The organism is Kitasatospora sp. NPDC058184 (assembly GCF_042883725.1).
GTDB lineage: Bacteria > Actinomycetota > Actinomycetes > Streptomycetales > Streptomycetaceae > Kitasatospora.
The window spans coordinates 59,489-82,287 of the sequence record NZ_JBHVVE010000013.1; the positions used below are offsets into that span (position 1 = coordinate 59,489).

Genomic DNA, 22,799 nt, shown 5'->3' on the forward strand with positions numbered 1-22,799 from the left:
TCCGGGCTCAGTCGAGGTAGCCGCGCAGCTGCTCGGCGCAGGCGTGGTCGCGGAGCTTGACCAGGGTCTTCGACTCGATCTGGCGGATCCGCTCCCGCGTCACGCCGAACACCGCGCCGATCTCCTCCAGCGTGCGCGGGCGGCCGTCGTCCAGCCCATAGCGGAGCTGGACGACCTGGCGCTCCCGATCCCCCAGGGTGGCCAGGACGGCCTCCAGGTGCTGGCGCAGCAGCAGGAAGGTCGCGGACTCGGCGGGCGAGGCGGCGTCGGCGTCCTCGATCAGGTCCCCGAGCGCGACGTCGTCCTCCTCGCCGACCGGGGTGTGCAGCGAGATCGGCTCCTGGGCCAGCCGGAGCAGCTCGCGCACCCGTTCCTCGGTCAGCTCCAGGGCGGCGGCGATATCGGCCGCGGTCGGTTCCAGGCCGCGTTCCTGGAGCAGGCCGCGCTTCGCCCGGACCACCCGGTTGATCAGCTCGACCACGTGCACCGGCACCCGGATCGTCCGGGCCTGGTCGGCCAGGGCCCGGCTCATCGCCTGCCGGATCCACCAGGTCGCGTACGTGGAGAACTTGAAACCGCGGGTGTAGTCGAACTTCTCCACCGCCCGGATCAGGCCCAGGTTGCCCTCCTGGACCAGGTCCAGCAGGGTCAGCCCGCGCCCGACGTAGCGCTTGGCGACGGAGACGACCAGTCGCAGGTTCGCCTCGATCAGCCGGCGCTTGGCGATCCGGCCCCGCACCACCAGGGTGTCCAGCTCGCCGCCCAGCGGGTCGGGCGGCGGCGGGTCGCCGTTCAGCCGCTCCTCGGCGAAGACGCCGGCCTCCACCCGGCGGGCCAGCTCGACCTCCTCCTCGGCGGTGAGCAGACGGATCCGGCCGATCTCGCGCAGGTACTGGCGCAGCAGGTCGGCGGACGGCCCGGTGTCGTCGCCGGGCCCGCGGCGCTCGTCCGGGTCCTCGGCGTCGGCCCGCGCCCCGGACCCGGCTTCGGGGTCCGGGCTGTCCGGATGGCCCTCCGGCAGGCCCTGGGCGGGGATCCGGGCACCGTCCGGGGGCACCGCCCCGGCCCGGCCGTGGTGGGTGTCCTGCTCCCCGTCCGGTTCGGCGGGGTTCGCTCTCGTACTGGTGGTGGTCGCTGCGACGACGCCTTGCTCCACGGGCATCCCCTCGGGGCGGGCGCGACTCTGGCGGACCCGCGCAGTACGGAGGTGGGACGCCCTCCAGTGTGCGGTACGCCACGCTCCGTGGCCGAGACTCGTGCGCCGACTTTCTGCGCGCGGGTTCGGGCGCCGGGTCCGGACACCGCGTCCGGGCGGCGGGTGCCGCGGGGCGCGCTACAGCGCCGCCGCGCCCTGGCTGCGCAGCTGCTGCCCGTACTGCTGGAGCTGCCACAGCTCGGTCTGCACCGCGTGCAGCTGCTCGGCCTCGGCCCGGGGGCCGAGCCGCTGGAGGTAGCCGCGGACCTCGGTGATCCGCCGGTCCACCGCCAGCAGGCGCAGCTTGACCAGGAACTCCCCCGCGTAGATCGCGTCCGCCTTGCGGCGCGAGCGGACCGGCTCGACGGTCAGCTCGGTGACCAGCGAGCGCACCTGGTCGTCCGGGGCCGCCTCGCGCACCGCGCTGGTGAAGTCGGGCAGGGTCGCCCCGTACGCGGCGCCGCCGGCCTTGGCGACGGCCTGCCGGACGGCGGTGTACGGCGGGGTCGGGAACTCGTCCTCGCCGTAGTGGTCGAAGGCCGGGCTGACCAGGTCCGGGTGCTGGAGCGCCAGCTTGAGCAGCTCCCGCTCGACGAACTGGGCCGGGTCGCGCGGGTTGAGCCGGTAGGCGGGCTGCGCGGCGCGCTGCGGCTGGGCCGGCTCGGGGCGGCGCTGGGCGGCCGCGCCGCGCGGGTTCTGCTGGCGCTCGCGGTCCCAGCGGGCCAGCTGGGAGATCCGGCGGACGACGAACTGCTCGTCCAGGATGCCGAGCATGCCGGCCAGGCGGACGGCGTACTCGTGCTGGATCGAGCGGTCCTTGATCTTGGCGACGATCGGGGCCGCCTCCTCCAGCGCCGCCGAGCGCCCCTCCGGGGTGTCCACCCGGTGCCGGGCGACGGCCGAGGTCAGCGCGAACTCGAACAGCGGGACCGGGTTGTCGATCAGGTGCTTGACCGCCTCGTCGCCCTGGGCCAGGCGCAGGTCGCACGGGTCCATGCCGCCCGGGCTGACCGCGATGGAGGTCTTGGCGGCGAACTTCTGGTCGTCCTCGAAGGCGCGCAGGGCGGCCTTCTGCCCGGCCGCGTCACCGTCGAAGGTGAAGACGGTCTCGCCCCGGTACTGCGAGGTGTCCATCAGCAGCCGGCGGATGATCTTGATGTGGTCCTCGGCGAAGGCGGTGCCGCAGGTGGCCACCGCCGAGGTGACCCCGGCCAGGTGGCAGGCCATCACGTCGGTGTAGCCCTCGACCACCACCGCGCGGCCCGACTTGGCGATCTCCTTCTTCGCCAGGTCGATCCCGTACAGCACGTGGGACTTCTTGTAGATCGGCGTCTCGGGGGTGTTGAGGTACTTCGGGCCGTTGTCGTCCTCGCGCAGGCGGCGGGCGCCGAAGCCGACCACCTCGCCCGCGATGTCCCGGATCGGCCAGACCAGCCGGCCCCGGAAGCGGTCGATCAGGCCGCCGCGCTGGCCCTGCGAGGCGAGGCCGCCGAGCAGGATCTCCTTGTCGGTGAAGCCCTTGCCGCGCAGGTAGCGGACCAGGTGCTCCCAGCCCGCGGGGGCGTAGCCGACGCCGAAGGTCTTGGCGGCCTCCTCGTCGAAGCCGCGCTCGGCCAGGAAGCGGCGGCCGATCTCCGCCTCCGGCGAGGCCAGCTGCTCCTGGTACCAGGCGGCGGCCACCTTGTGCGCCTCGACCAGCCGGGTGCGCTCGCCCTGCTGGTGGCGGGGGCTGTAGCCGCCCTCCTCGTAGCGCAGGGTGATGCCGGCCTGGGCGGCCATCCGCTCGACGGCCTCGGCGAAGGTGAAGTGCTCGATCTTCATCAGGAAGGCGATGGTGTCGCCGTTCTCCTGGCAGCCGAAGCAGTGGAAGACGCCCTTGGCGGGGTTCACGTAGAAGGAGGCGGACTTCTCGTCGTGGAAGGGGCAGACGCCCTTGTACTCGCCACCGCCACCGTTGGTCAGCTGTACGTAGTCGCCGACCACCGCGTCGATCGGCAGTGCGCTGCGCACCGCCTGTACGTCTTCGTCCCTGATCCGCCCGGCCACCCCGGAAGTCTACTGGGGCGGCGGGGCATTCCGGCCGCGCCGAGGGCTCGGCCCCGGTCGGGGCACGGCCGCACCGGAGCCGTCGCGGCCGCGCCCGGCGGCTACGCCCAGGCGGCGCCGACGAGTTTGGCGTGCAGGGCCAGGGCGGAGGCGTCCGTGAGGGTGGCGATCTGGTCGACGACCGTGCGCAGGGCGGCGCGGTCGTCCTCGGCCTCGTGGTACATGGCGGCGAACACCGGGTCCAGCCCATCGGGGGCGCGCTGGGTGAGGACGTACGCCAGCTCGGCGATCACGATCCGCTGCCGGGCCCGCAGCTGGGCCTGCTCGTCGCGCTGCATCACGAAGCGGACGGCGACCGCCTTGAGCACCGCGCACTCCAGCCGGACGTCCCTCGGCACCACCAGCTCGGCGGCGTAGCGGGTGAGCCGGCCGGGGCCGTAGCGGGCGCGGGTGGCCTGCTCGGCGGCCAGGCAGAAGCGGCCGATCAGCTGGCTGGTGAGGTCCTTGAGCCCGGCCCGGGCCCGGGCGGTGCCGTCGTAGGAGCGGGGCCACCACTCCTGGGCGAGCAGCCGGTCCAGAGCGGCGGCCAGCTCCTCCGGCTCGGCGTCCGGGGCGTAGCGCTCGGCGACCTTGAAGAGTTCGGCCCGCTCGCCGGGGGCGCGCAGCACGGCCGGGTCGATGTGGCCGGCCTGGAGGCCGTCCTCGACGTCGTGGGTGGAGTAGGCCACGTCGTCGGACCAGTCCATCACGGTGGCCTCGAAGCACTTGCGCCCGGCCGGGGAGCCGGCCCGCAGCCAGCGGAAGACCGGCAGGTCGTCGGCGTAGACGCCGTACTTGGAGGAGGCCGGGTCGGTGGGGTGGGCGCCCTTGGTCCACGGGTACTTGCCGGCGGCGTCGAGCGCGGCCCGGCTCAGGTTGAGGCCGACGCTGCGGCCCGGCCAGGGGGCGAGCCGGACGGCCGGCTGCTCCCCCTCGGGCGCGAAGCGCTTGGGTTCGAGCCGGGTCAGGATGCGCAGCGACTGGGCGTTGCCCTCGAAGCCGCCGCAGGCCTCGGCGGCCTGGTCGAGGGCCTCCTCGCCGGTGTGGCCGAACGGCGGGTGGCCGATGTCGTGGGCCAGGCAGGCGGTCTCCACGAGATCCGGGTCACAGCCCAGGGCGGCGCCCAACTCCCGCCCGACCTGGGCGCATTCGAGGGAGTGGGTGAGGCGGGTGCGCGGGAAGTCGCTGCGCATCGGGGCGACCACCTGGGTGGTGCCGGCCAGCCGGCGCAGCGCCGCCGAGTGCAGCACCCGGGCGCGGTCCCGCTGGAAGGCCGTACGGCCCGGGCGCTTGTCGGGTTCGGGGACCCAGCGGGCCTCGGCGGCGTGGTCGTACGTGATCGGGGCGGCGAGGCGGTGCGTGGTGTCGTCCATATGTCCTTCACCGTACGCCGCGCCCCCGACACGCGGGGTGTGCCGCGCACGAAGGGGTGCGGGCCGGGGCGTGAACGGTGCGCGGCGCGCGGGTGCCCGCCCCGGTGGGTCCGCCCCACCCGGCCCGCGCACCCCTCGCGTCCCCTCCATCCCGCGCCCCGGCGCGGGCGTCCTCAGCCCTTGATCGCCTTCAGGACCACCCCGGACATCGCCTCCTGCCCCTTGGCGTTGGGGTGGATCGGCGCCGACCCCTGGGCCGGGAGCGGCGGCTCCACCCAGCGCTTGTCCTCCCCCGCGCACATGTCGTGCCCGGCCGAGGGCCCGGCGAGGTCGACGAACACCGCGCCGGCCGCGTCCGCGCGCTTCTTGAGCATGCCGTTGAGCTGCTGCTGCTTCTCCACCAGGAAGGCGAGGTCGGAGGCGGCCACCGCGTTGCCCAGCACCGGCAGGCAGCTCGCCGGGTCGGCCGGGAGCAGCCCCGGGTAGCCGATCACGTACACCTTGGCCTTCGGGGAGCGCTTCTTGACGTCCTGGAGCACCTGGCCGATCCGGTCGCCGGCCGCGTCCACCTTGCGCTGGACCTCGTCGGTGCCGCTGCCGGCGGCGTAGTGGTCGCGGCAGGGCGAGTCGCTGATCCGGTCCGCGCTGTCGCTGATCACGCCCTTGACGATGTCCACCAGGTTGGCCTTGGCGCACTCCGTCACGACCTCGATGAAGCCGGCGTCGTTGCCGCCGATCCCCAGGGTGACCAGCCGGGTGTCCGCGGTGAGCGCGTCCAGCTGGGCCGGGTTGGTGCCGTCGGCGACCTTCTGCGGGCCGGTCAGGTCCCCGGTGCGGGCGCCGCTGCAGCTGACGTCCTTGAACTGGTCGGCGGCGAGCGAGAGCCCCTTCGCCACCAGGGACGGGTAGTTGGCCCCGGAGCGGTAGCAGGCGCCCGGCTCGCCGACCTGCGGGGAGATCTTCATCCCCGCGGTGTACGAGTCGCCGAGCGCGACGTACGGGCCGGTGGGCGGCGGGGCGGCGGTCGGCGACGCGGCCGCGCCGGCCCGCGCGCGGTCGGACGCCGTGCCCGCGGCGCCGCCGGCCCCGCTGTCCGAAGCGGTGTTGTCGGTGCAGCCGGCCAGCAGCGCTGCGGCCAGTCCGACGGTCAGGGCGATGGTCGGGCGAACGGTCCTCGGCATGGTCTCCCCCCGGGGATACGGGTCACGGTCGGCTCCTTGCGGCGGCCCGTCCCCCGGGCACATCAGGGGCCAACGAACGATCGCGGCCGATGACTCCCGCCCCGGCCGAATCGCCTTACGGCGGGCCCGAACCGGCCGGAAACCGACCCCGGGGCCGTCCGGGCACCGGCTTCCGACCGCTTCCGCGCGCCCTCTCCGGCCGGCGCACCACGAAACCGCGTGCGCGTCGGCCGCTCCGCTCGACTACTCCGCGCCGACTACTCCGCGCCGCGCTCGTGCTCGGCCAGGAACTGCTCGAAGCGCCGCCCCAGTTCGTCCGCCGAGGGCAGGTCCACCGGCTCGGCCAGCAGGCTCTCCCGGCCCTCCGCGCCCGCCACGGCGTCGTACTGGCCCTCCATGCCGCGGATCGCCGAGCGCAACTCGCCGTCCCCCTGGGCCAGCTGCTCCTCGATGTCGGCGTAGACCTCGGAGACCTGCTCGCGCAGCCGGGTGCCGGGCAGCACCAGCCCGGTGGCGGACTGCACCGCCTCCAGGACCTGCACGGCCGCCGCCGGGTAGGCGGAGCGGGCCACGTAGTGCGGGACGTGCACGGCGAAGCCCAGGACGTCGCACCCGGCCTCGGCCAGGCGGTACTCCACCAGCGCCTGGGCGCTGCCCGGCACCTGCGCCTGCTCGAACCACTGCGGGTAGCCCGGGGCGAGGTCCAGCCGGTTGCCGTGCGGCGTCATGCCGACCGGGCGGGTGTGCGGCACGCCCATCGGGATGCCGTGGAAGTCGATCGAGAGCCGGACCTCGAAGCGCTCCACCAGCTCGCGGACGGCCCGCGCGAAGCGCTCCCACTCGACGTCCGGCTCGGGGCCGCTGAGCAGCAGGAACGGCGCGCCGGCGGCGTCGTGGACGAGCTGGAGCAGGATCTCCGGGGGGTCGTAGGACGTCCAGTGGTCGTGGTCGAAGACCATCGCCGGGCGGCGGGCCCGGTAGTCCACCAGACGGTCGTGGTCGAAGCGGGCCACGACCTGCGGCGAGCCCGTCTCCAGCAGGTGGGCCACCACCTGGCCGCCGGCCTCCCCGGCGTCCATGAAGCCCTCGTAGTGCTGCAGCAGCACGAGGCCGGCACCGGTGTCGCGCAACTGCTCGTTGGCCGCGGCGACGGCGGCCACGCCCTGCTGATCCAGCTCGTACAACGCCTGGAAGTCACGCACCGCGCACCCAACCCCGTTCCCTGCTCGTTCCGGTCGACCGGCTTCTCGTCCTCTGCAGCGTGCCGGGCGCCGCCGGAATTCCCGCCCCGGCCCCGCCCCGCCCCCGCCCCGCGGACGGACACGTCCACGGGGCCGCGCCGGGGCCGTTCCGGAGCCGCTCCACGGCCGCTCCGGTACCCGTCCGACGGCTCCCCGGGGGGCGCGCCCGACGGCCTCGGCCGACCGCTCCGGACCATGATCGCACCCGACCGAAGAGCCCCTGGTCACGGCCCTGGTAGCGCCCCCGCGGGAGGCCCGTCCGCGGGGCCCCGGAACGGCCCGCGCGGCCATTCGCGTGCCGCGAAGTGACGCACCGCCTTCTGGCGGGTATCGTCCTCTCGCTGCCTCGCATCGTCGCGTCGTCGCCACGTCGTCCGTAACGCCGTCGGCCACGTCCCGGTCCGCTGCTCGGCCAGCCCCCACGACGCATCTTGCCTTCACCTGGCCGCCCGCTTCCCTTCGCGCTCTCGTCTCCTCTTCGGCCATTTCGCGGACGCACACTGTCCCCTCGCTGTTCCCGCCGGACCGGTCCGAGGACCCGTGTCCGTTCCGGCACCCCCGCGCCGCCCGCTCCGGGCCGCCGCCCCCACCCCGTTCGACCGGACCTCCGGCGTGCGCGGGTACCCGGCGGACGGACCCGGGCCCAGGCGTACCCATGTCCAGCGCACCCCGTGCCGTACCCCGGCCCGGGAGGCTCCCTCCGACCGATGAAGGACAGAAGGTTCCGTGCCCGTACCTGTCACCCTCACCGGCCGCACCGTGCGGCTGGAGCCCCTCGCCGCGCACCATGCCGAGGCCATCGCCGAGGCCGGCGCCGAGGACCGTACGACCTACGCCTTCACCCCCGTCCCGCACGGCCTGGAAGCCGCCCGCGACTACGTCGCGCGGGCGCTCGCCGACCAGGCCGCGGGACGGTCGCTGCCGTTCGCGACGGTGAACGTCGCCGACGGCCGGGTCGTCGGCTCCACCCGCTTCCTGGAACTCGACTACTGGCAGGGCCCGATGGTGTGGCCGCCCGTGCCCGGCGTCCCGTTCGGCGATCCGGCCACGGCCGTCCCGGACGCGGCCGAGATCGGCAACAGCTGGCTCTCGCCGCGCGCCCAGGGCACCGGCATCAACACCGAGGCCAAGCTGCTGATGCTGCGCCACGCCTTCGAGACCTGGGGCGTGCAGCGGATCTCGATGCGCGCGGACGCCCGCAACATGCGCTCGCGCGCCGCCATCGAGCGGCTCGGCGCGACCTCCGAGGGCGTCCGCCGGGCGCACTCGCGCGGGCTGGACGGGGTGGTGCGCTCCACCGCGTTCTACTCGATCCTCGACGACGAGTGGCCGGCCGTCCGGGACATCATCGAGCTGCGGATCGCCGCCGCCACCTCGCCGAGCGCCCCGGATCCGGCGATCAACCAGGAGTGCCTTAGACAGGGCGGCAGCGGCGCCGGGCAGCTGATGATCACGGTCTGAGGCCGGCCCGGAGCGGCTCGTAGCCGAGGCGCGCCAAGCCCAGGACGGCCGGCAGGGTCGTGCGGTCGTCCCAGGCCCGGTGGCGTCCCGGGTGCGCCTCGACCAGCGCCTCCACCGGCCGCCAGCCGCCCCGCACCCGGGCTACCCGGACCCGGTAGACCTCCGCGCCGCCCACACTGCGGTGCAGGTGCAGCACGCCCTCGGAGACCACTGACACCCAGCGCTCGTCCACGTCCCGGGCCCGCAGGCCGCGCCTGATCCGCTCCCAGTCGGCGTCCGACCAGAGCAGGTCCGGCACCGGGTGCGGGCGGGGCAGGCGGATCGGCGTCAGGTGCGGCTCCCCGGCCGCGCGGACGCCGCCCGGCTCCGGGAACGCCCACGCGGGCAGCGGCTCCCGGGCGGCCAGCCAGGCCCGCGGGATGCCTCCGGTGCCGGTGTGCGCCGCCACCACTCCCCCGGTGATGGCGGCGACGGTGTCCATGTCGCCGCCGGCCGCGACCGCCTCCCACACGGCGGTGCGGTAGTCGGCCAGGTTCCGGGCGGCGCACCACAGGGCGTACGGGACGGTGTCGGCCGCGGAGGTCCGGCTGCCGTTGCCGAGCACCTGCGCGGCGAGCCGGAAGTCCGGCCGGGCGAGCAGCCCGCGGGCCTCCTCCAGGCCGTCCCTGACCGCCCCGTTCGGGGTGAGGTCGGCGACCGCCGCCAGGAAGGCCTCCGGCGTCATGGCCTCCGCCCGCGCCCGCACCGCGTACGCGGCCGCCACCGCGACCGCGATCGCGCCGTCCACGGCCTGCGGGTGGGTGTGGGTGATGACGGCGGTGTCGGCGGCGGGCCGGACGACGGCGGCCGGGTCCTCGGCGTACGCGGCCCCCAGCGGGGCGACCCGCATCGCGGCGCCGTTGCCGTACGAGCCCTGGCCGTCGAAGAGTTCGGCGGCCAGCCGACGGGCGTCGCCGCCCTCGCGGACCAGCCGGAGCAGCCGGTTGGCGGCCGGGCCGTACCCGCGGTCGAAGTCGTGGCGGAGGGCGAAGGCGTGGGTGAGGTCGAAGGTGTCGATCGCGCCGCGCTCGGTGTGGGCGGCGTGGACCGAGCAGGCCATCTCGGTGTCGTCGGTCCAGGGCCAGGGACCGGGCGGTTCGGTGCGGGCGGCGAGGTGGGCCCGGGCGGTCTCGGGGACGAACATCTGGGCGCCGAGGGCGTCGCCCACGGAGAGGCCGTTGAGGGAGTCCAGCGCGGGGCCGGTGTGCGTGGATGGAATGGTCATATGCCCTCCAGCTCAGCGGGTTGACCGCCGTCCCGTCAACACCCGTGGCCGGCGTCCCCACCGACGGGGGATGTTTCGCATACCTCCGATTCCGGCGGGCAGGCACCGGGGCATGACCCGCGCGAACCCCCTCGACCCGGTCGCCCTGCTCGGCGCCGACCAGCAGCACATCGCCACCCGGGCGCAGCTGCGCCGGCTCGGGGTGCCCTCCGGCACCATCGCCCACCGGCTGCGGCCGGGCGGGCCCTGGCAACAGGTCCTGCCCCGGGTGATCTGCCTCCAGAGCGGCCGGTTGACGTTCCACCAGAAGCTGCGGGCCGCGCTGGCGTACGCGACGCCGAAGGGCCGCGACCCGCGGGCCGGGGAGGTGCTGCTGACCGGCTTCGCGGTGCTGGCCGAGGCCGGGCTGCCGAGCGCCGGGCACCCGTCCGACCTGAACGCCGTGGACATCCTGATCCCGACTCAACGGCGGGTCGGGGACAGGGAGTTCGTCCGGATCCACCGGGCCTCCGGGGCGATGCCGGGCGGCTTCGAGCGGGACGACGGGCTGTGGAGCACCACCGTCGCCCGGGCGCTGGCCGACCTCGCGCCGGGGGAGACCGGGCAGCGCCGGTTCCGGGCGCTGTGCGCGGAGGCCGTCCAGCGGCGGCACTGCGAACTCGGCGAGCTGCTCGACCAGTTGCTGTCCCGCCCGGGTGCGCTCGGACTGCCCCAGGTGGCCAGGGTGGTGGAGGACCTGACGGTCGGGGTGCGGTCGGTGGTGGAGGGCGAGGCCCGCGAGCTGCTGGCACACGCGGGGCTGCCGGAGCCGCTGTGGAACCCGGTGCTCTTCCTGGACGGCCGCTTCCTCGCCGTCCCGGACGCCTACTGGCCGCACGCCTGCGTGGCCCTGGAGATCGACTCCCGCGCCTGGCACCTGCGCCCCGCCGAGCACGAACGGGGCCTCGCCCGCGCCAACCGCCTCACCGCCGCCGGCCTCCCGGTGGTCCGCACCACCCCGGTCCAGCTCCGCCGCGACCCGGCCCCGGTGCTCCACGAGCTCACCGCCCTGGTCACCACCGGCCCGCACGCCCCCCACCCCCGCGTCACCTGGCGCCGGGCCCGGTGAGGGGCGCGGCGAGGGCTGCCCAGGCCCCGCTCAGCAGCGGGAGTCGATCTCCTGGAAGGTGGCGTAGTGGTCGGCGGACCAGTACTGCTCGCCGGAGTCGCCGGTCACCACGCGGCGGGTGCCGCGGTCGTTGGAGCCGGGGGTGACGACGGTGTACTCGTGGTAGTAGCCGCCGGACTTCTTGGGGAGGCGGCTCTCGCGGTTCTCGAAGACGATGCCGTCGCGGTTGTACGGGTAGGGGCCGCCCTTGGCGATCAGGCCGAGGGTGTCCTGGGCCTGGCTGGGGAGCTTGGTGCGGCAGACGTCGGCCATGGCCGGGTCGGTCGGGACCCAGGTGCCGGCCGCGGCGGGGGTGGTGCCGGCGCCCCCGGCGGGCGGGCTCGGCTTGGGCGCCGAGGGCTTGGGCGCCGTGGACCCGGACGTCGTGGCACCGGCGGCCGCGCTCGCGGCGGCCTTGGGGTGGCCGCTCCCCTGGTTGGCGAGGAGGTACCCGGCCCCGGCCAGGACCGCCAGGATCAGCACGGCCACGGCGACGAGCGGGTTTCTGCGGTTGGTCATGCGGTCCAGCTTGGCAGGCGGCCGGGCCGGGCCGGGCCAGGTACACACGTGGCCGCCGCCACACCGGCCGGTGCGCCGGCCCGTACGCGGACGTACGGCCGGGCGGGAACGGACGCCGTTGTCCGTTCCCGCCCGGCCGTGTCACGTACGCCGGTTCTCCTGCGCCGAGCTCCGGTGTACGCCCTCCCGACGGGAGGGGAAGCGGTCAGTCGTGCCCGCGCGTGAGGTGGGGATGCCTACCCTCCTCAGCGCGAGTCGCTGCCCGCCGTCTCGATGGCGGCGCGGCCTGCCTCCAGGCGCGCCACCGGGATCCGGAAGGGGGAGCAGGAGACGTAGTCCAGCCCCACCTCGTGGAAGAAGTGGACCGAGTCCGGGTCGCCGCCGTGCTCGCCGCAGACGCCGAGCTTGAGGTCGGGGCGGGTGGCCCGGCCGGCCTCGACGGCGTGCTTGACCAGCGAGCCGACGCCGTCGCGGTCGATGGTCTCGAACGGGGAGACCCCGAAGATGCCCTTCTCCAGGTAGGCGGTGAAGAACGAGGCCTCCACGTCGTCCCGGGAGAAGCCCCAGACCGTCTGGGTCAGGTCATTGGTGCCGAAGGAGAAGAACTCGGCGGCCTCGGCGATCTGCCCGGCGGTCACCGCGGCGCGCGGCAGCTCGATCATGGTGCCGAGCTTGATGTCCAGCTTGACGCCGGTGGTCCGGGCGACCTCGGCGAGCACCCGCTCGCACTCGTCGCGGACCAGCTCCAGCTCCTGGACGGTGCCGACCAGCGGGATCATCACCTCGGGGCGCGGGTCCCCGCCGGCCAGCCGGCGCTCGGCGGCGGCCTCGGCGATGGCCCGGACCTGCATGCCGAACAGGCCGGGGATGACCAGGCCGAGGCGGACGCCGCGCAGGCCGAGCATCGGGTTCTGCTCGTGCAGCTTGTGCACCGCCTGGAGCAGGCGCAGGTCGTTCTCGTTCGGGTCCTTGCGGGCCTCGGCGAGGGCGACGCGCACCGACAGCTCGGTGATGTCCGGCAGGAACTCGTGCAGCGGCGGGTCGAGCAGCCGGACGGTGACCGGCAGGCCGTCCATCGCCTGGAAGAGCTCCAGGAAGTCGCCCTTCTGCAGCGGCAGCAGGGTGGAGAGGGCGAGCTCGCGGTCCTTGTCGTTGTCCGCCAGGATCAGGTGCTCGACCTCCTTGCGGCGCTCCTCGCCGAGGAACATGTGCTCGGTGCGGCACAGGCCGATGCCCTGGGCGCCGTAGCGGCGGGCGCGCCCGCCGTCCTCGGCGTTGTCGGCGTTGGCGCGCACCGCGAGGCGGCGGCGGCCGTCGGCGTGGGACATCAGCCGGTGCACGGCCTGGACGAGGCCGCCCTGGACGTCGGCGCCGGCGTGCAGGGTGCCCTCGAAGTACTCCACCACCGCGGAGGGGAGCACGGGCACCTCGCCGAGGTAGACCTTGCCGGTCGCGCCGTCGATCGAGACGACGTCGCCCTCCTCCAGCACCAGGCCGTCGGCGGTGGTCATCCGGCGGCGCTTGGTGTCGACCTCCAGCTCCTCGGCGCCGCAGACGCAGGTCTTGCCCATGCCGCGGGCGACGACGGCGGCGTGCGAGGTCTTGCCGCCGCGCGAGGTGAGGATGCCCTCGGCGGCGATCATGCCGTCCAGGTCGTCCGGGTTGGTCTCGCGGCGGACCAGGATGACCTTCTCGCCGGAGCGCGACCACTTCACCGCGGTGTAGGAGTCGAAGACGATCTTGCCGATCGCGGCGCCGGGCGAGGCCGCGAGGCCCCTGGCGATCTGCTTCGACTCGGAGTCGGGGGCGAAGCGCGGGAACATCAGCTGCGAGAGCTGGCCGCCGGTGACCCGCATCAGGGCCTCGTCCAGGTCGATCAGGCCCTGGTCGACCAGCTGGACGGCGATCCGGAAGGCGGCCGCGGCGGTGCGCTTGCCGACCCGGGTCTGGAGCATCCAGAGCTTGCCGCGCTCGATGGTGAACTCGATGTCGCAGAGGTCGCGGTAGTGGTTCTCGAGCGTCTGCATGATCGCCATCAGCTCGTCGTACGACTTCTTGTCGAGCTTCTCCAGCTCGGACAGCTGCAGCGTGTTGCGGATGCCGGCGACGACGTCCTCGCCCTGGGCGTTGGACAGGTAGTCGCCGTAGACGCCCTGGGTGCCGGTGGAGGGGTCGCGGGTGAAGGCGACGCCGGTGCCGGAGTCCTCGCCGAGGTTGCCGAAGACCATGCTGCAGACGTTGACCGCGGTGCCCAGGTCGTTCGGGATGCGCTCCTGGCGGCGGTACAGCCGGGCGCGGTCGCCGTTCCAGGAGTGGAAGACGGCGTGGATGGCGAGGTCCATCTGCTCGCGCGGGTCCTGCGGGAAGGCCCGGCCGGTCTCGCGCTCGACGATGCCCTTGAACACCTCGACCAGCGTCTTGAGGTCGGCGGCGTCCAGGTCCAGGTCGTTGACGGTGCCCTTGGCGTGCTTGGCCTCGTCCAGGGCCTCCTCGAACAGCTCGCCGTCGACGCCCAGCACGGTCTTGCCGAACATCTGGACCAGGCGGCGGTAGGAGTCCCAGGCGAAGCGCTCGTTGCCGGACTGGGCGACGAGGCCGACCACCGAGGCGTCGGAGAGACCGATGTTGAGGACGGTGTCCATCATGCCGGGCATGGAGAACTTCGCGCCGGAGCGGACCGAGACCAGGAGGGGGTTGTCGGCCTGGCCGAGCTTCTTGCCCATCTCCTGCTCGAGGGCGTCCAGGTGGGCGCTGATCTCCTCGTGCAGGGAGGACGGCTCGCTGCCGGTCTCCAGGAAGACCTTGCAGGCCTCGGTGGTGATGGTGAACCCCGGAGGGACGGGGAGGCCCAGGTTGGTCATCTCGGCCAGGTTCGCGCCCTTGCCGCCAAGAAGATCCTTGAGGTCCTTGTTTCCTTCGGTGAAGGAGTAAACAAACTTCTGCTGGGACGGCACGGGTCGGTCTCCTCGTACGCGGTTGCCCTGACGCCGGAGAACATACCCATTTCGAAGGCACTTCTCTGCCCTGAATAGGCCACCCGAGGCTGGTACCCAGCGGTAACCCGCTAGATCGAAAGCACATAAAGGCGTTCACCTCTGTTGGTGAAATCGTCCGCCTGACGCGAGCAAGCATTCAACTCTTGAAGGCATGCACCCGCGAAGATCGTGCGATCCGGACGCACCGTAGCGACCGCGGGTCCATGGCGTTGCCCCGGCTTGATTTCCTGCACCCGGATCGCCCGATCACCGGTCGACCGACTTCGGGAAGCGATTCACAGCCGACCTGTCCATTTCGTCCACTGACCGGCCGTCAGCCCCCACCGCGTGTGGCAAGCGTCACCAGAGCGTCTCAGCGGTCGAACGTAGAGCGCCTGCGCCGATCGTCGCACTGCGTCCAGAAACGTGCCCGCTCCGTGATGTTCGGACGCCGAAAAGGAGCCCTCTTGTCCAGGATGGACAAGAGGGCTGGGACCGGGTGGCCATCGACCCGAACGGGTCATTTTCGCCAGGTCGTACAGATCATCCGCCGGAGGTGTCCGATTCGGCGTCAACACCCGGGCGGGCGCAGTCGTACGGATCGTCCAACCAGCCCTCCGGCAGGACCACCCGGTTGTTGCCGCTGGTCCGCCCGCGCGGGCCGTCCGCACCGTCCGGCCAGCCCTGGGACTGCTCCACCTGGGCGAGGGTTTCGGCCAGTTCGGCCAACGAGGAGGAGCCGGCCAGCCGCACCCGCAGCTCGGAGCCGACCGAGAAGCCCTTGGTGTACCAGGCCACGTGCTTGCGGAAGTCGATCACGCCGCGCGCCTCGTCGCCCAGCCACTCGCCGAGCAGCTGCGCGTGCCGCACCATCGCCGCGGCCACGTAGCCGAAGTCGGGGCGGGCGTAGTCCACGTCGCCCTCGAAGATCGCGACCAGGTCCTTGAACAGCCACGGCCGGCCCAGGCAGCCGCGGCCCACCACCACGCCGTCGCAGCCGGTCTCGCGCATCATCCGCAGCGCGTCGTCGGCCGACCAGATGTCCCCGTTGCCCAGCACCGGGATGTGCGCCGGGACGGACTCGCGCAACCGGGCGATCGCCGACCAGTCGGCCGTGCCGCCGTAGTGCTGGGCGGCGGTGCGCCCGTGCAGGGCGATCGCGGCCACCCCCTCCTCGGCGCCGATCCGGCCGGCGTCCAGGTAGGTGAGGTGGTCGTCGTCGATGCCCTTGCGCATCTTCATGGTCACCGGCAGGTCGCCCGCGTTGGCGACGGCCTCGCGCAGGATCTCGCGCAGCAGGTTGCGCTTGTACGGCAGCGCCGAGCCGCCGCCCTTGCGGGTGACCTTGGGGACGGGGCAGCCGAAGTTGAGGTCGATGTGGTCGGCCAGGCCCTCCTCGGAGATCATCCGGGCGGCCTTGCCGACGGTCACCGGGTCCACCCCGTACAGCTGGATGGAGCGCGGCTTCTCGCTCGGGTCGAACTTGATCAGCTGCATGGTCTTGGCGTTGCGCTCGACCAGCGCCCGGGTGGTGATCATCTCCGAGACGTACAGCCCCTTGCCGCCGCTCTGCTCGCGGCACAGGGTGCGGAACGGCGCGTTGGTGATGCCGGCCATCGGCGCCAGCACGACGGGCGGCCACACCTGGATCGGGCCGATGTCGAGCGGCGCGAACTCGGTGCCGGACGCGGTGGGTGCGGGCGTGACTGTCATGCGCGGCTGACCTCGGGTGGTGGGGACGGGACTCTCCATTGTCCCCCACCCGGGTGAGCGGCCTCCGCCCGCGCCGGGGCTCCCCCGCTACGGGGCGCCTCGGCCACCGGCCGCCTCCCCTTACCGGCCGCCTCCGCTACCGGCCACCTCCTCGGCCGGACGCCTCCGGAACGGGCCGCCTCCGCTACGGGGCCGACGGAGCCGCCGGGGCGGTGGGCGCCGACGAGGCCGGCGCCGGAGCGATGGAGATCGACCCGGAGGTGACCGCGGCGTGCACCCGGTTCGGGCTCGCCGAGTCCGCCAGCCCCGGGTCGATCCGGCCGTTGCCGCTGCCGACCTCGCTGGAGACGGCGTACCGGCTGTCCTTCGGCAGGCTCATCTCCACCGAGCCGGAGGTGGCCGTGGCGTCCACCTCGCGCGGAGCCCTCGCGAAGCTCAGCTGCACCGAGCCCGAGGTGAGCTGCGCCGTCAACCGCGGGGCGCTCAGGTTGGTGCCCTGCACCAGACCGGAGGTGGCGTGCACGGTCACGTTCCCGGAGGTGTCGGACAGCAGCAGCTGGCCGGAGGTCAGGTCCAGCCTCACGTCCCCGCTCAGGCCCTCCACCTGGACGGAGCCGGAGGTCACCGAGCCGGACACCTCGGTCGCGGCCGGCACCTCCAGCTCGATCTCGGCACCGCAGCCGAGGTCCACGAACGGCAGGACCAGCCGGCAGTGCATCCCGACCGTGAGCACGCCCTTGTCGAAGACGGCGGACACCACCGGCTTGCGCACCAGCCAGTCCAGGCTCTGCCGGACCACCACGTGGCCCTCCCGTCCGGCCCGCACCCGGACCGACGCGGGGCCGGTCTCCAGCTGGACCCGGTGGATCTCCTCGTCGTACGGCCGACTGCTGCTGGTGCGCTGCTGCACCGCCATCGACCAGGTCTGCAGTCCGGCACCGATCATGACCAGGACGATCACGAGCGTCCCGGTGGCCCGCCAGCCCTTCACCCCCTTCACCGCTACCCGACCTCCAGGAAGCGCAGCACCGCCATCACCCGGCGGTGGCTGTCCTCGGCCTGCGGCAGTTCGAGCTTGGTGAAGATCGAGTTGATGTGCTTGGCCACCGCGCTGTCGCTGACCACCAGCGAGCCGGCGATCGCCGCGTTGGAGCGGCCCTCCGCCATCAGGGCGAGCACGTCGCGCTCGCGCGGGGTCAGCTTCTCCACCGGGTCCCGGTGCCGGCGGCGCACCAGCAGCTGGGCGACCACCTCCGGGTCCAGCGCGGTGCCGCCCTCGGCGACCCGCTGGAGCGCGTCCACGAAGTCGTCGACGTTGGCGACCCGCTGCTTGAGCAGGTAGCCGACGCCGCTGGTGTTGGTCGCCAGCAGGTCCGCGGCGTAGCGCTCCTCCACGTACTGGGAGAGCAGCAGGACGGCGGTGTCCGGCCACTGCCGGCGGATCACCATCGCCGCCTTCACCCCCTCGTCGCTGAAGCCCGGGGGCATCCGGACGTCGGCCACCACCACCTTCGGGCGGTGCTCCTCGACGGCGGCCAGCAGTTCGGTGGCGTCCCCGACGGCGGCCACGACCTCGAAGCCCACCGCCTCCAGGACCTTGACCAGGCCGACCCTCAGCAGGACCGAGTCCTCGGCGATCACAGCGCGCACGGCAACTCCACGGTGATGGTGGTGGGGCCCCCGAGGGGGCTGAGAACGGACATCGTGCCGTCGACCGAGGCGGCGCGCTTGCGCAGACCGGTGAGCCCGGTGCCGCGCGAGGCGTCCGCGCCGCCCACGCCGTCGTCGCTGATGACCAGGCGCAGCCGGCCGCCGGTCGTCCGCACCGAGAGGTCGACCCGGCGGGCCCTGGCGTGCTTGGCCACGTTGGTGAGCGCCTCGGAGACGGTGAAGTAGGCGACCGCCTCGACGGTCGGGGCGATCTGCTCGGAGAGGTCGACGTCCAGGTGCACCGGCAGCGGGGCCCGGGCGGCGATGCCGGACAGCGCCGCGTCCAGGCCGCGGTCCTCCAGGACGGCGGGGTGCAGGCCGCGGACCAGGTCGCGCAGCTCGTCGATGGCCGCCTGGGCCTCCTCGTGCGCGTCGATGATCACCTGCATCACCTCGGGCGGCACGTCCTTGAGGGTGCGCCGGGCCAGGCCCAGGTTCATCGCGAGGGAGGTGAGCCGCTGCTGGGCGCCGTCGTGCAGGTCGCGCTCGATCCGGCGGCGCTCGGCGTCCACCGCGTCGACCAGGCCGGCCCGGCTCTCGGCGATCTCCTCGACCCGCCGCTCCAGCGCCTCCGCCCGGTCCGGGCCGAGCAGCCGCCGGGCCACCCACACCTCCAGCCGGGCCAGCTGGGTGCCCGACAGCGGGAGCACCGCCAGCAGCAGCACCCCGCCGAGGGTGAGCAGGACGTCCTCCCCGGCCAGGCCGGTGCGCAGCGCGGTGCCGGCGGGCAGCAGCCAGATCCAGCCGTACACGGTGGCCAGCACCACGGCGGCCGCCCAGGCGTACAGCACCACCAGGGCGCCCGCCGCCAGCAGCGGGCCGGCCACCAGGTGGTGGAGGACCTGGCGCCAGGTCACCCCGAGCAGCCAGACCCGGCGCCCCGTCGGCGGGCGCAGCCGCGGCACCTCCACCCCGTACAGGGCGCGCAGCCGGCCGCGCTGGACGGCGGTCAGCGGGTGGGTGCAGAGCAGGACGGCGGCGAGCACCGGGAAGAGCAGCTTCGACTCGGTGACGGCCAGCCAGACCGGCAGCGCCACGGGTATCCCGGCGGCGGTGAAGCGGACGTCCCGCCAGACCTCGGGCGACCACGGGGGGCGCCGGAGGCTCCTGACGAACGCTCGGCGCAACGTGGTGGAGGGCATGGCCGACAGCGTAGGGCCCGGTGATCACGAGCCGCCATGAAGGGGGGTTCCCGATGGGGGTGTAGCTAGCTACACCCCCGATTCGGTGTGGAGCACCACCGACAGGAGGGGGGTCCGGGCGGAAGGCTTGAGGGCATGACGAGCACTGCATCGCACTCCGCCACTCCGCCGCACGGGCGGCCCGGCCCCGGGAGTGCCGCCGGAGCGGCGGCGGCCCAGGAGGCGCTGCCGGAGCGGGCGCTGCCGGCAGGAGCCCTGCCGGAGGAGACGCTGCAGGAAGGGGAGCTGCCGGAGGGCGCGCTGCCCGCCGGGGCCGGCCCCTGGTCGGTCCGCTGCGTCGCGTCCGGCCGCGGCCGCGCCGCACTGGAGCTGTACCAGTACGGGGAGTTGGCCGATGTCCTGGTCGCCGCCCGGCTCACCCCGCACCTGCTGCGCGGGGCCCGGCACTGCCCCTCCGCCGGGCGGAGCCGGCACGTGCTGGCCTGGGGCCGGCTGGCGGCCGACGGCACGGCGCCCGCGGTGGTGTTCACCGGGCGGCGGCCCTTCCGCCGGGTGTGCTCGACGGCCGAGGCGGTCACGGTGGCCGACCGGTTCTGGGTCGCCTGGGCCGAGGGGCCGTTCGACGCGGTGCGGGTCGAGCACACGGCGGGCGGGGCCGCCGAGCGGCTGCCGCTGGAGCGGGTCCGGGAGCGCGGCCGGGGTGCGGCGTGAGCGGCACCTTCGCCCTTGCCCTCGGCCCCGCCCGTTCGTCCGTCCTGCCCGCGCGCTTCGCCCAGGTCCCGGTCCTGGCCGCGGTCGCGCTGCTGCCCTGGCTGGCGGTCCTCGCCGTCTGCCACGAGACCCCGTGGGTCGTGCTCGACCTCACCGAGTTCGCCGCCCTGCTCTCGCTGGACGCGCTGCTGCGCCGCCGCAGCCCCGCCGCGCTGTGGGCGGGCGCGGCGGTGGCCCTGCTGCTCACCGGGGACGCGCTGGCCGACATCGCCTGCGCCGGGCCGGGCCACGCGGTGCTCGCCGCGCTGGTCATGGCCTCCTGCATAGAACTGCCGCTCGCCGTGGTGTGCCTGCGGCTCGGGCGGGACGCGGCGGTACGGGGCTGAGGCACGTCGACGCCGCCCGGCCGACGCGAGCCCGAGGAACTCCCTAGGCCCCGGTGGGCAGGCGGTCCATCAGCGCGCGGGTCTCGTCGTCCAGCGGGGTGTACGTGATCATCCGTGTCCCCAGCTGCGGGCTGAGCCAGAAGTTGGTGTACTCGCAGCGCAGCAGCCCGACGTCCGGCACCTGGAAGCGCTTGATCCCGTTGCCCGGCCGCATCACGTCGTGCCGCTGCCAGACCTCCGCGAAGTCCGGAGAGGCCTTGAGCAGCCGGGCCAGCAGCGCCTTCCAGGCCGGCTCCGAGCTGTGGTCGGCCATCGCCGAGCGGAACCGGGCCACCATGCCGAGGCGCTCGGTGCGGTAGTCGATCAGCACCTCGCGGAACTGCGAGGGCGTGAACGCCATCCACATCAGGTTCCGGTCCTCGGGAGCCATCCGGTCGAGGTCGCCGACGACCGCGGTGTACTGGGCGTTGTACGCCAGCACCTGGTAGCGGGAGTTGAGCACCACGGCGGGGTACGGTGCCAGCCGCTCCAGCAGCAGCCGCACGCTCGGGGTCACCGAGGGGCACTCCTTCACCGGCGCCGGGTCGTCCGTGCCGGCCAGGGTGAACAGGTGGGCGCGCTCACTCGGGTCCAGCAGCAGCGCCCGGGCCACCGCGTCCAGCACCTGGGCGGACACCTGGATGTCCCGCGCCTGCTCCAGCCACGTGTACCAGGTCACCCCGACCGCGGCGAGCTGGGCGACCTCCTCCCGGCGCAGCCCCGGTGTCCGGCGGCGGCCGGTCATCGGCAGGCCCACCTGCTCGGGCCCGAGGCGCTCCCGGCGGCTGCGCAGGAACGCGGCCAGCTCGTGCCGACGGGCTTCGCCGGGGGCGCTCCGGCGCTGTGCGGCGCTGTGCGCGGCGTCTTGCGCGGCGGGGGTCATCAGGCTCATGCTCCCCAGCATGCGCCAGCCGTAAGCCTGTTGCCAGGTACTTCTTATACCTGGATAACCACACTCTGGTACCAGGGTACGGCGCGGCGGATCGTAGGAGCCGTGACCCAACCACTCACCGTCGCCCCCGCATCGAGCCGCACCGCCACCACCCCGGGCAGCGCGGCCGCCCGTACCTCCGGCACCGGGCCGGCCGGCTCCACCGGTCCCGCCGGTCCCGCCACCGGCTCCACCGGTCCCGCCGCCACCCTCGGCACCGCCGGACTGGTCACCGTCCTGCTCGGCGCCTTCCTGCCGATGCTCGACTTCTTCATCGTCAACGTCGCCCTGCCCACCATCGACCACGACCTGGCCGCCGGACCCGCCGTCCTGGAACTGGTCGCCGCCGGCTACGGCATCGCCTTCGCCGTCCTGCTCGTCCTCGGCGGACGCCTCGGCGACAGCTACGGCCGCCGCCGGCTCTTCGTCATCGGCGCCGTCGCCTTCGCCCTCACCTCGCTGGCCTGCGGCCTCGCCCCCGGCGCGTGGTCCCTGGTCGCCGCCCGGGCCGCCCAGGGCGCCTCGGCCGCACTGCTGATCCCGCAGGTGCTCGGCACCATCACCGCCGCCACCGAGGGCGCCCGGCGCGGCCGCGCGCTCAGCGTCTACGGCGCCGTCGGCGGGATCTCGGTGGTGATCGGGCAGGTGCTCGGCGGGATGCTGGTCGCCGCCGACCTGTTCGGCACCGGCTGGCGCTCGGTGTTCCTGCTGAACGTGCCGTTCGCGCTGCTCGCCGTGGTGCTCGCGGTCCGCTACGTCCCGGAGAGCCGGTCCACCACGGCCGCCCGGGTCGACGTCCCCGGCACCGTCCTGCTCACCGCCACCCTGCTCTCCCTGCTCGTCCCGCTGATGGAGGGCCGGGCCGCCGGCTGGCCGCTCTGGTCCTGGGTGCTGCTGGCGCTGTTCCCCGTCTTCGCCGTCGCCTTCGGTGTCGTCGAGCGGCGCGCCGAGCGGCGCGGGGACACCCCGCTGGTGCCGCCGTCCCTGCTGCGCATCCCGGAGATGCGGCGCGGCCTCGGCATCGCGCTCCCCTACTTCGCGGGCTTCGGCGGCTTCATGTTCGTCATCGCGGTCGCCCTCCAGCAGGGCCTCAGGCTCGGCCCGGTCGCGGCCGGCTGGGCACTCGTCCCGATGGCCGTCGGCTACTTCTCCGCCTCGCTCGCCGGCCCGCGGCTGATCGGCCGCTGGGGCAGCCGGGTGCTCAGCGCGGGCGCCGTCGTCCAGGCCACCGGCCTCGCCACCCTCGCCCTGACCGTCCTGGCCGACTGGTCGCACTTCTCCCCGCTGCGGATGGCCCCGGGCGTCGCCCTCGCCGGCATCGGGCAGGGCCTGATCGGCACCCCGCTGTTCCGGGTCGTCCTCGCCAAGGTACCCGCCGCCCGGGCCGGCGTCGGCAGCGGCGTCCTCGCCACCGGCCAGCAGTCCAGCCTCGCGCTCGGCGTCGCCACCCTCGGCACCCTCTACCTCTCCCTCTCCCCCGTCCTCGGCATGGACCGCGCGCTCGCCCTCTGCCTGGGCATCCAGCTCCTCGGGTCCTTCACCATCCTGTACCTGACCACCCGCCTGCCCCGCTCCATCGGCTGAGCCGTGGCTCCGGGGGCTCCGGGGGCCGGTTTCCAGGTTCTGGGCTCCGGGCTCCTGCTTCCAGGTCCGGTTTCCGAGCTCCTGGCTCCGGGCTCCGGGCTCCTGCGACGGCGGTGGACGGCCTCGCGACCGGTACGACCGG

General features: G+C 74.1%; 18 protein-coding genes. 5 read left to right on the top strand and 13 right to left on the bottom strand.

Annotated features, from left to right (window positions below; all coding sequences use genetic code 11):
* Nucleotides 1-7 precede the first annotated feature (7 nt).
* The 5 genes from ACFVXH_RS23910 to ACFVXH_RS23930 form a co-directional block, all read right to left on the bottom strand.
* On the bottom strand, nt 8-1,162 hold the full coding sequence (locus tag ACFVXH_RS23910) for an RNA polymerase sigma factor (RefSeq protein ID WP_387826996.1): 1,155 nt from the start codon (nt 1,160-1,162) through the stop codon (nt 8-10).
* A 171-nt stretch (nt 1,163-1,333) separates the two neighbouring features.
* On the bottom strand, nt 1,334-3,241 hold the full coding sequence (gene dnaG / locus ACFVXH_RS23915; protein WP_049650216.1) for a DNA primase: 1,908 nt from the start codon (nt 3,239-3,241) through the stop codon (nt 1,334-1,336).
* A 101-nt stretch (nt 3,242-3,342) separates the two neighbouring features.
* Nucleotides 3,343-4,653, bottom strand: coding sequence for a deoxyguanosinetriphosphate triphosphohydrolase (locus tag ACFVXH_RS23920; protein WP_049650217.1), 1,311 nt, complete (start codon nt 4,651-4,653; stop codon nt 3,343-3,345).
* 173 nt (nt 4,654-4,826) lie between these two features.
* A complete protein-coding gene (locus tag ACFVXH_RS23925) occupies nt 4,827-5,834 on the bottom strand; it encodes an SGNH/GDSL hydrolase family protein (protein WP_387826999.1) in 1,008 nt (335 codons plus the stop codon).
* Nucleotides 5,835-6,091: 257 nt separating this feature from the next.
* Nucleotides 6,092-7,036, bottom strand: coding sequence for a PAC2 family protein (locus ACFVXH_RS23930; RefSeq protein WP_049650218.1), 945 nt, complete (start codon nt 7,034-7,036; stop codon nt 6,092-6,094).
* 765 nt (nt 7,037-7,801) lie between these two features.
* Between ACFVXH_RS23930 and ACFVXH_RS23935 the strand changes: the two genes are divergently transcribed.
* A complete protein-coding gene (locus tag ACFVXH_RS23935; RefSeq protein ID WP_049650219.1) occupies nt 7,802-8,536 on the top strand; it encodes a GNAT family N-acetyltransferase in 735 nt (244 codons plus the stop codon).
* On the opposite strand, the gene ACFVXH_RS23940 is transcribed toward ACFVXH_RS23935, so the two are convergent.
* Nucleotides 8,526-9,800 (bottom strand): ADP-ribosylglycohydrolase family protein, encoded by a 1,275-nt coding sequence (locus ACFVXH_RS23940; RefSeq protein ID WP_387827004.1) that lies wholly within the window; start codon nt 9,798-9,800, stop codon nt 8,526-8,528. The genes ACFVXH_RS23935 and ACFVXH_RS23940 overlap by 11 nt on opposite strands.
* 112 nt (nt 9,801-9,912) lie before the next feature.
* Between ACFVXH_RS23940 and ACFVXH_RS23945 the strand changes: the two genes are divergently transcribed.
* Nucleotides 9,913-10,908 carry a hypothetical protein gene (locus ACFVXH_RS23945; RefSeq protein WP_380779627.1) on the top strand — a complete coding sequence of 332 codons (996 nt, stop codon included), beginning with the start codon at nt 9,913-9,915 and terminating at the stop codon, nt 10,906-10,908.
* Nucleotides 10,909-10,938: 30 nt separating this feature from the next.
* On the opposite strand, the gene ACFVXH_RS23950 is transcribed toward ACFVXH_RS23945, so the two are convergent.
* The 6 genes from ACFVXH_RS23950 to ACFVXH_RS23975 form a co-directional block, all read right to left on the bottom strand.
* Nucleotides 10,939-11,466: a ribonuclease gene (locus ACFVXH_RS23950; RefSeq protein WP_375876416.1), complete on the bottom strand. Its 528-nt coding sequence runs from the start codon at nt 11,464-11,466 to the stop codon at nt 10,939-10,941.
* Nucleotides 11,467-11,711: 245 nt separating this feature from the next.
* The gene (gene ppdK, locus ACFVXH_RS23955; RefSeq protein WP_387827008.1) at nt 11,712-14,420 is read right to left on the bottom strand and encodes a pyruvate, phosphate dikinase; all 2,709 of its coding nucleotides are present in this window, start codon (nt 14,418-14,420) and stop codon (nt 11,712-11,714) included.
* 564 nt (nt 14,421-14,984) lie between these two features.
* Entirely contained in the window at nt 14,985-16,154 is a 1,170-nt protein-coding gene (dusB, locus tag ACFVXH_RS23960) for a tRNA dihydrouridine synthase DusB (RefSeq protein WP_387827011.1), read from the bottom strand.
* Between the two features lie 184 nt (nt 16,155-16,338).
* Nucleotides 16,339-17,154, bottom strand: a complete 816-nt coding sequence (locus ACFVXH_RS23965) for a DUF4097 family beta strand repeat-containing protein (protein WP_387827014.1) — start codon at nt 17,152-17,154, stop codon at nt 16,339-16,341.
* Nucleotides 17,155-17,156: 2 nt separating this feature from the next.
* Nucleotides 17,157-17,804 (bottom strand): response regulator transcription factor, encoded by a 648-nt coding sequence (locus tag ACFVXH_RS23970; protein ID WP_074000749.1) that lies wholly within the window; start codon nt 17,802-17,804, stop codon nt 17,157-17,159.
* The gene (locus ACFVXH_RS23975) at nt 17,792-19,006 is read right to left on the bottom strand and encodes a histidine kinase (protein ID WP_380740172.1); all 1,215 of its coding nucleotides are present in this window, start codon (nt 19,004-19,006) and stop codon (nt 17,792-17,794) included. The genes ACFVXH_RS23970 and ACFVXH_RS23975 overlap by 13 nt, the downstream gene beginning before the upstream one ends.
* 135 nt (nt 19,007-19,141) lie before the next feature.
* Between ACFVXH_RS23975 and ACFVXH_RS23980 the strand changes: the two genes are divergently transcribed.
* Nucleotides 19,142-19,717: a hypothetical protein gene (locus tag ACFVXH_RS23980; protein ID WP_117487701.1), complete on the top strand. Its 576-nt coding sequence runs from the start codon at nt 19,142-19,144 to the stop codon at nt 19,715-19,717.
* On the top strand, nt 19,714-20,103 hold the full coding sequence (locus ACFVXH_RS23985) for a hypothetical protein (protein WP_049657058.1): 390 nt from the start codon (nt 19,714-19,716) through the stop codon (nt 20,101-20,103). The genes ACFVXH_RS23980 and ACFVXH_RS23985 overlap by 4 nt, the downstream gene beginning before the upstream one ends.
* A gap of 43 nt (nt 20,104-20,146) precedes the next feature.
* Here ACFVXH_RS23985 and ACFVXH_RS23990 read toward each other — a convergent pair whose 3' ends face one another.
* Complete coding sequence (locus ACFVXH_RS23990) at nt 20,147-21,025, bottom strand: helix-turn-helix transcriptional regulator (RefSeq protein WP_074000746.1); 879 nt, start codon at nt 21,023-21,025, stop codon at nt 20,147-20,149.
* A gap of 111 nt (nt 21,026-21,136) precedes the next feature.
* On the opposite strand from ACFVXH_RS23990, the gene ACFVXH_RS23995 reads away from it, so the two are divergent.
* Nucleotides 21,137-22,657 carry an MFS transporter gene (locus ACFVXH_RS23995; RefSeq protein ID WP_387827019.1) on the top strand — a complete coding sequence of 507 codons (1,521 nt, stop codon included), beginning with the start codon at nt 21,137-21,139 and terminating at the stop codon, nt 22,655-22,657.
* Nucleotides 22,658-22,799: the final 142 nt, after the last annotated feature.

What these genes read in the sequence shown, in the direction of transcription:
- ACFVXH_RS23920 (WP_049650217.1), bottom strand. Translation starts at nt 4,653, where the DNA reads ATGGACGACACCACGCACCGCCTCGCCGCCCCGATCACGTACGACCAC.
- ACFVXH_RS23925 (WP_387826999.1), bottom strand. Translation starts at nt 5,834, where the DNA reads ATGCCGAGGACCGTTCGCCCGACCATCGCCCTGACCGTCGGACTGGCC.
- ACFVXH_RS23910 (WP_387826996.1), bottom strand. Translation starts at nt 1,162, where the DNA reads ATGCCCGTGGAGCAAGGCGTCGTCGCAGCGACCACCACCAGTACGAGA.
- ACFVXH_RS23980 (WP_117487701.1), top strand. Translation starts at nt 19,142, where the DNA reads ATGACGAGCACTGCATCGCACTCCGCCACTCCGCCGCACGGGCGGCCC.
- ACFVXH_RS23990 (WP_074000746.1), bottom strand. Translation starts at nt 21,025, where the DNA reads ATGACCCCCGCCGCGCAAGACGCCGCGCACAGCGCCGCACAGCGCCGG.
- dusB (WP_387827011.1), bottom strand. Translation starts at nt 16,154, where the DNA reads ATGACAGTCACGCCCGCACCCACCGCGTCCGGCACCGAGTTCGCGCCG.
- ACFVXH_RS23975 (WP_380740172.1), bottom strand. Translation starts at nt 19,006, where the DNA reads ATGCCCTCCACCACGTTGCGCCGAGCGTTCGTCAGGAGCCTCCGGCGC.
- ACFVXH_RS23940 (WP_387827004.1), bottom strand. Translation starts at nt 9,800, where the DNA reads ATGACCATTCCATCCACGCACACCGGCCCCGCGCTGGACTCCCTCAAC.
- ACFVXH_RS23950 (WP_375876416.1), bottom strand. Translation starts at nt 11,466, where the DNA reads ATGACCAACCGCAGAAACCCGCTCGTCGCCGTGGCCGTGCTGATCCTG.
- ACFVXH_RS23945 (WP_380779627.1), top strand. Translation starts at nt 9,913, where the DNA reads ATGACCCGCGCGAACCCCCTCGACCCGGTCGCCCTGCTCGGCGCCGAC.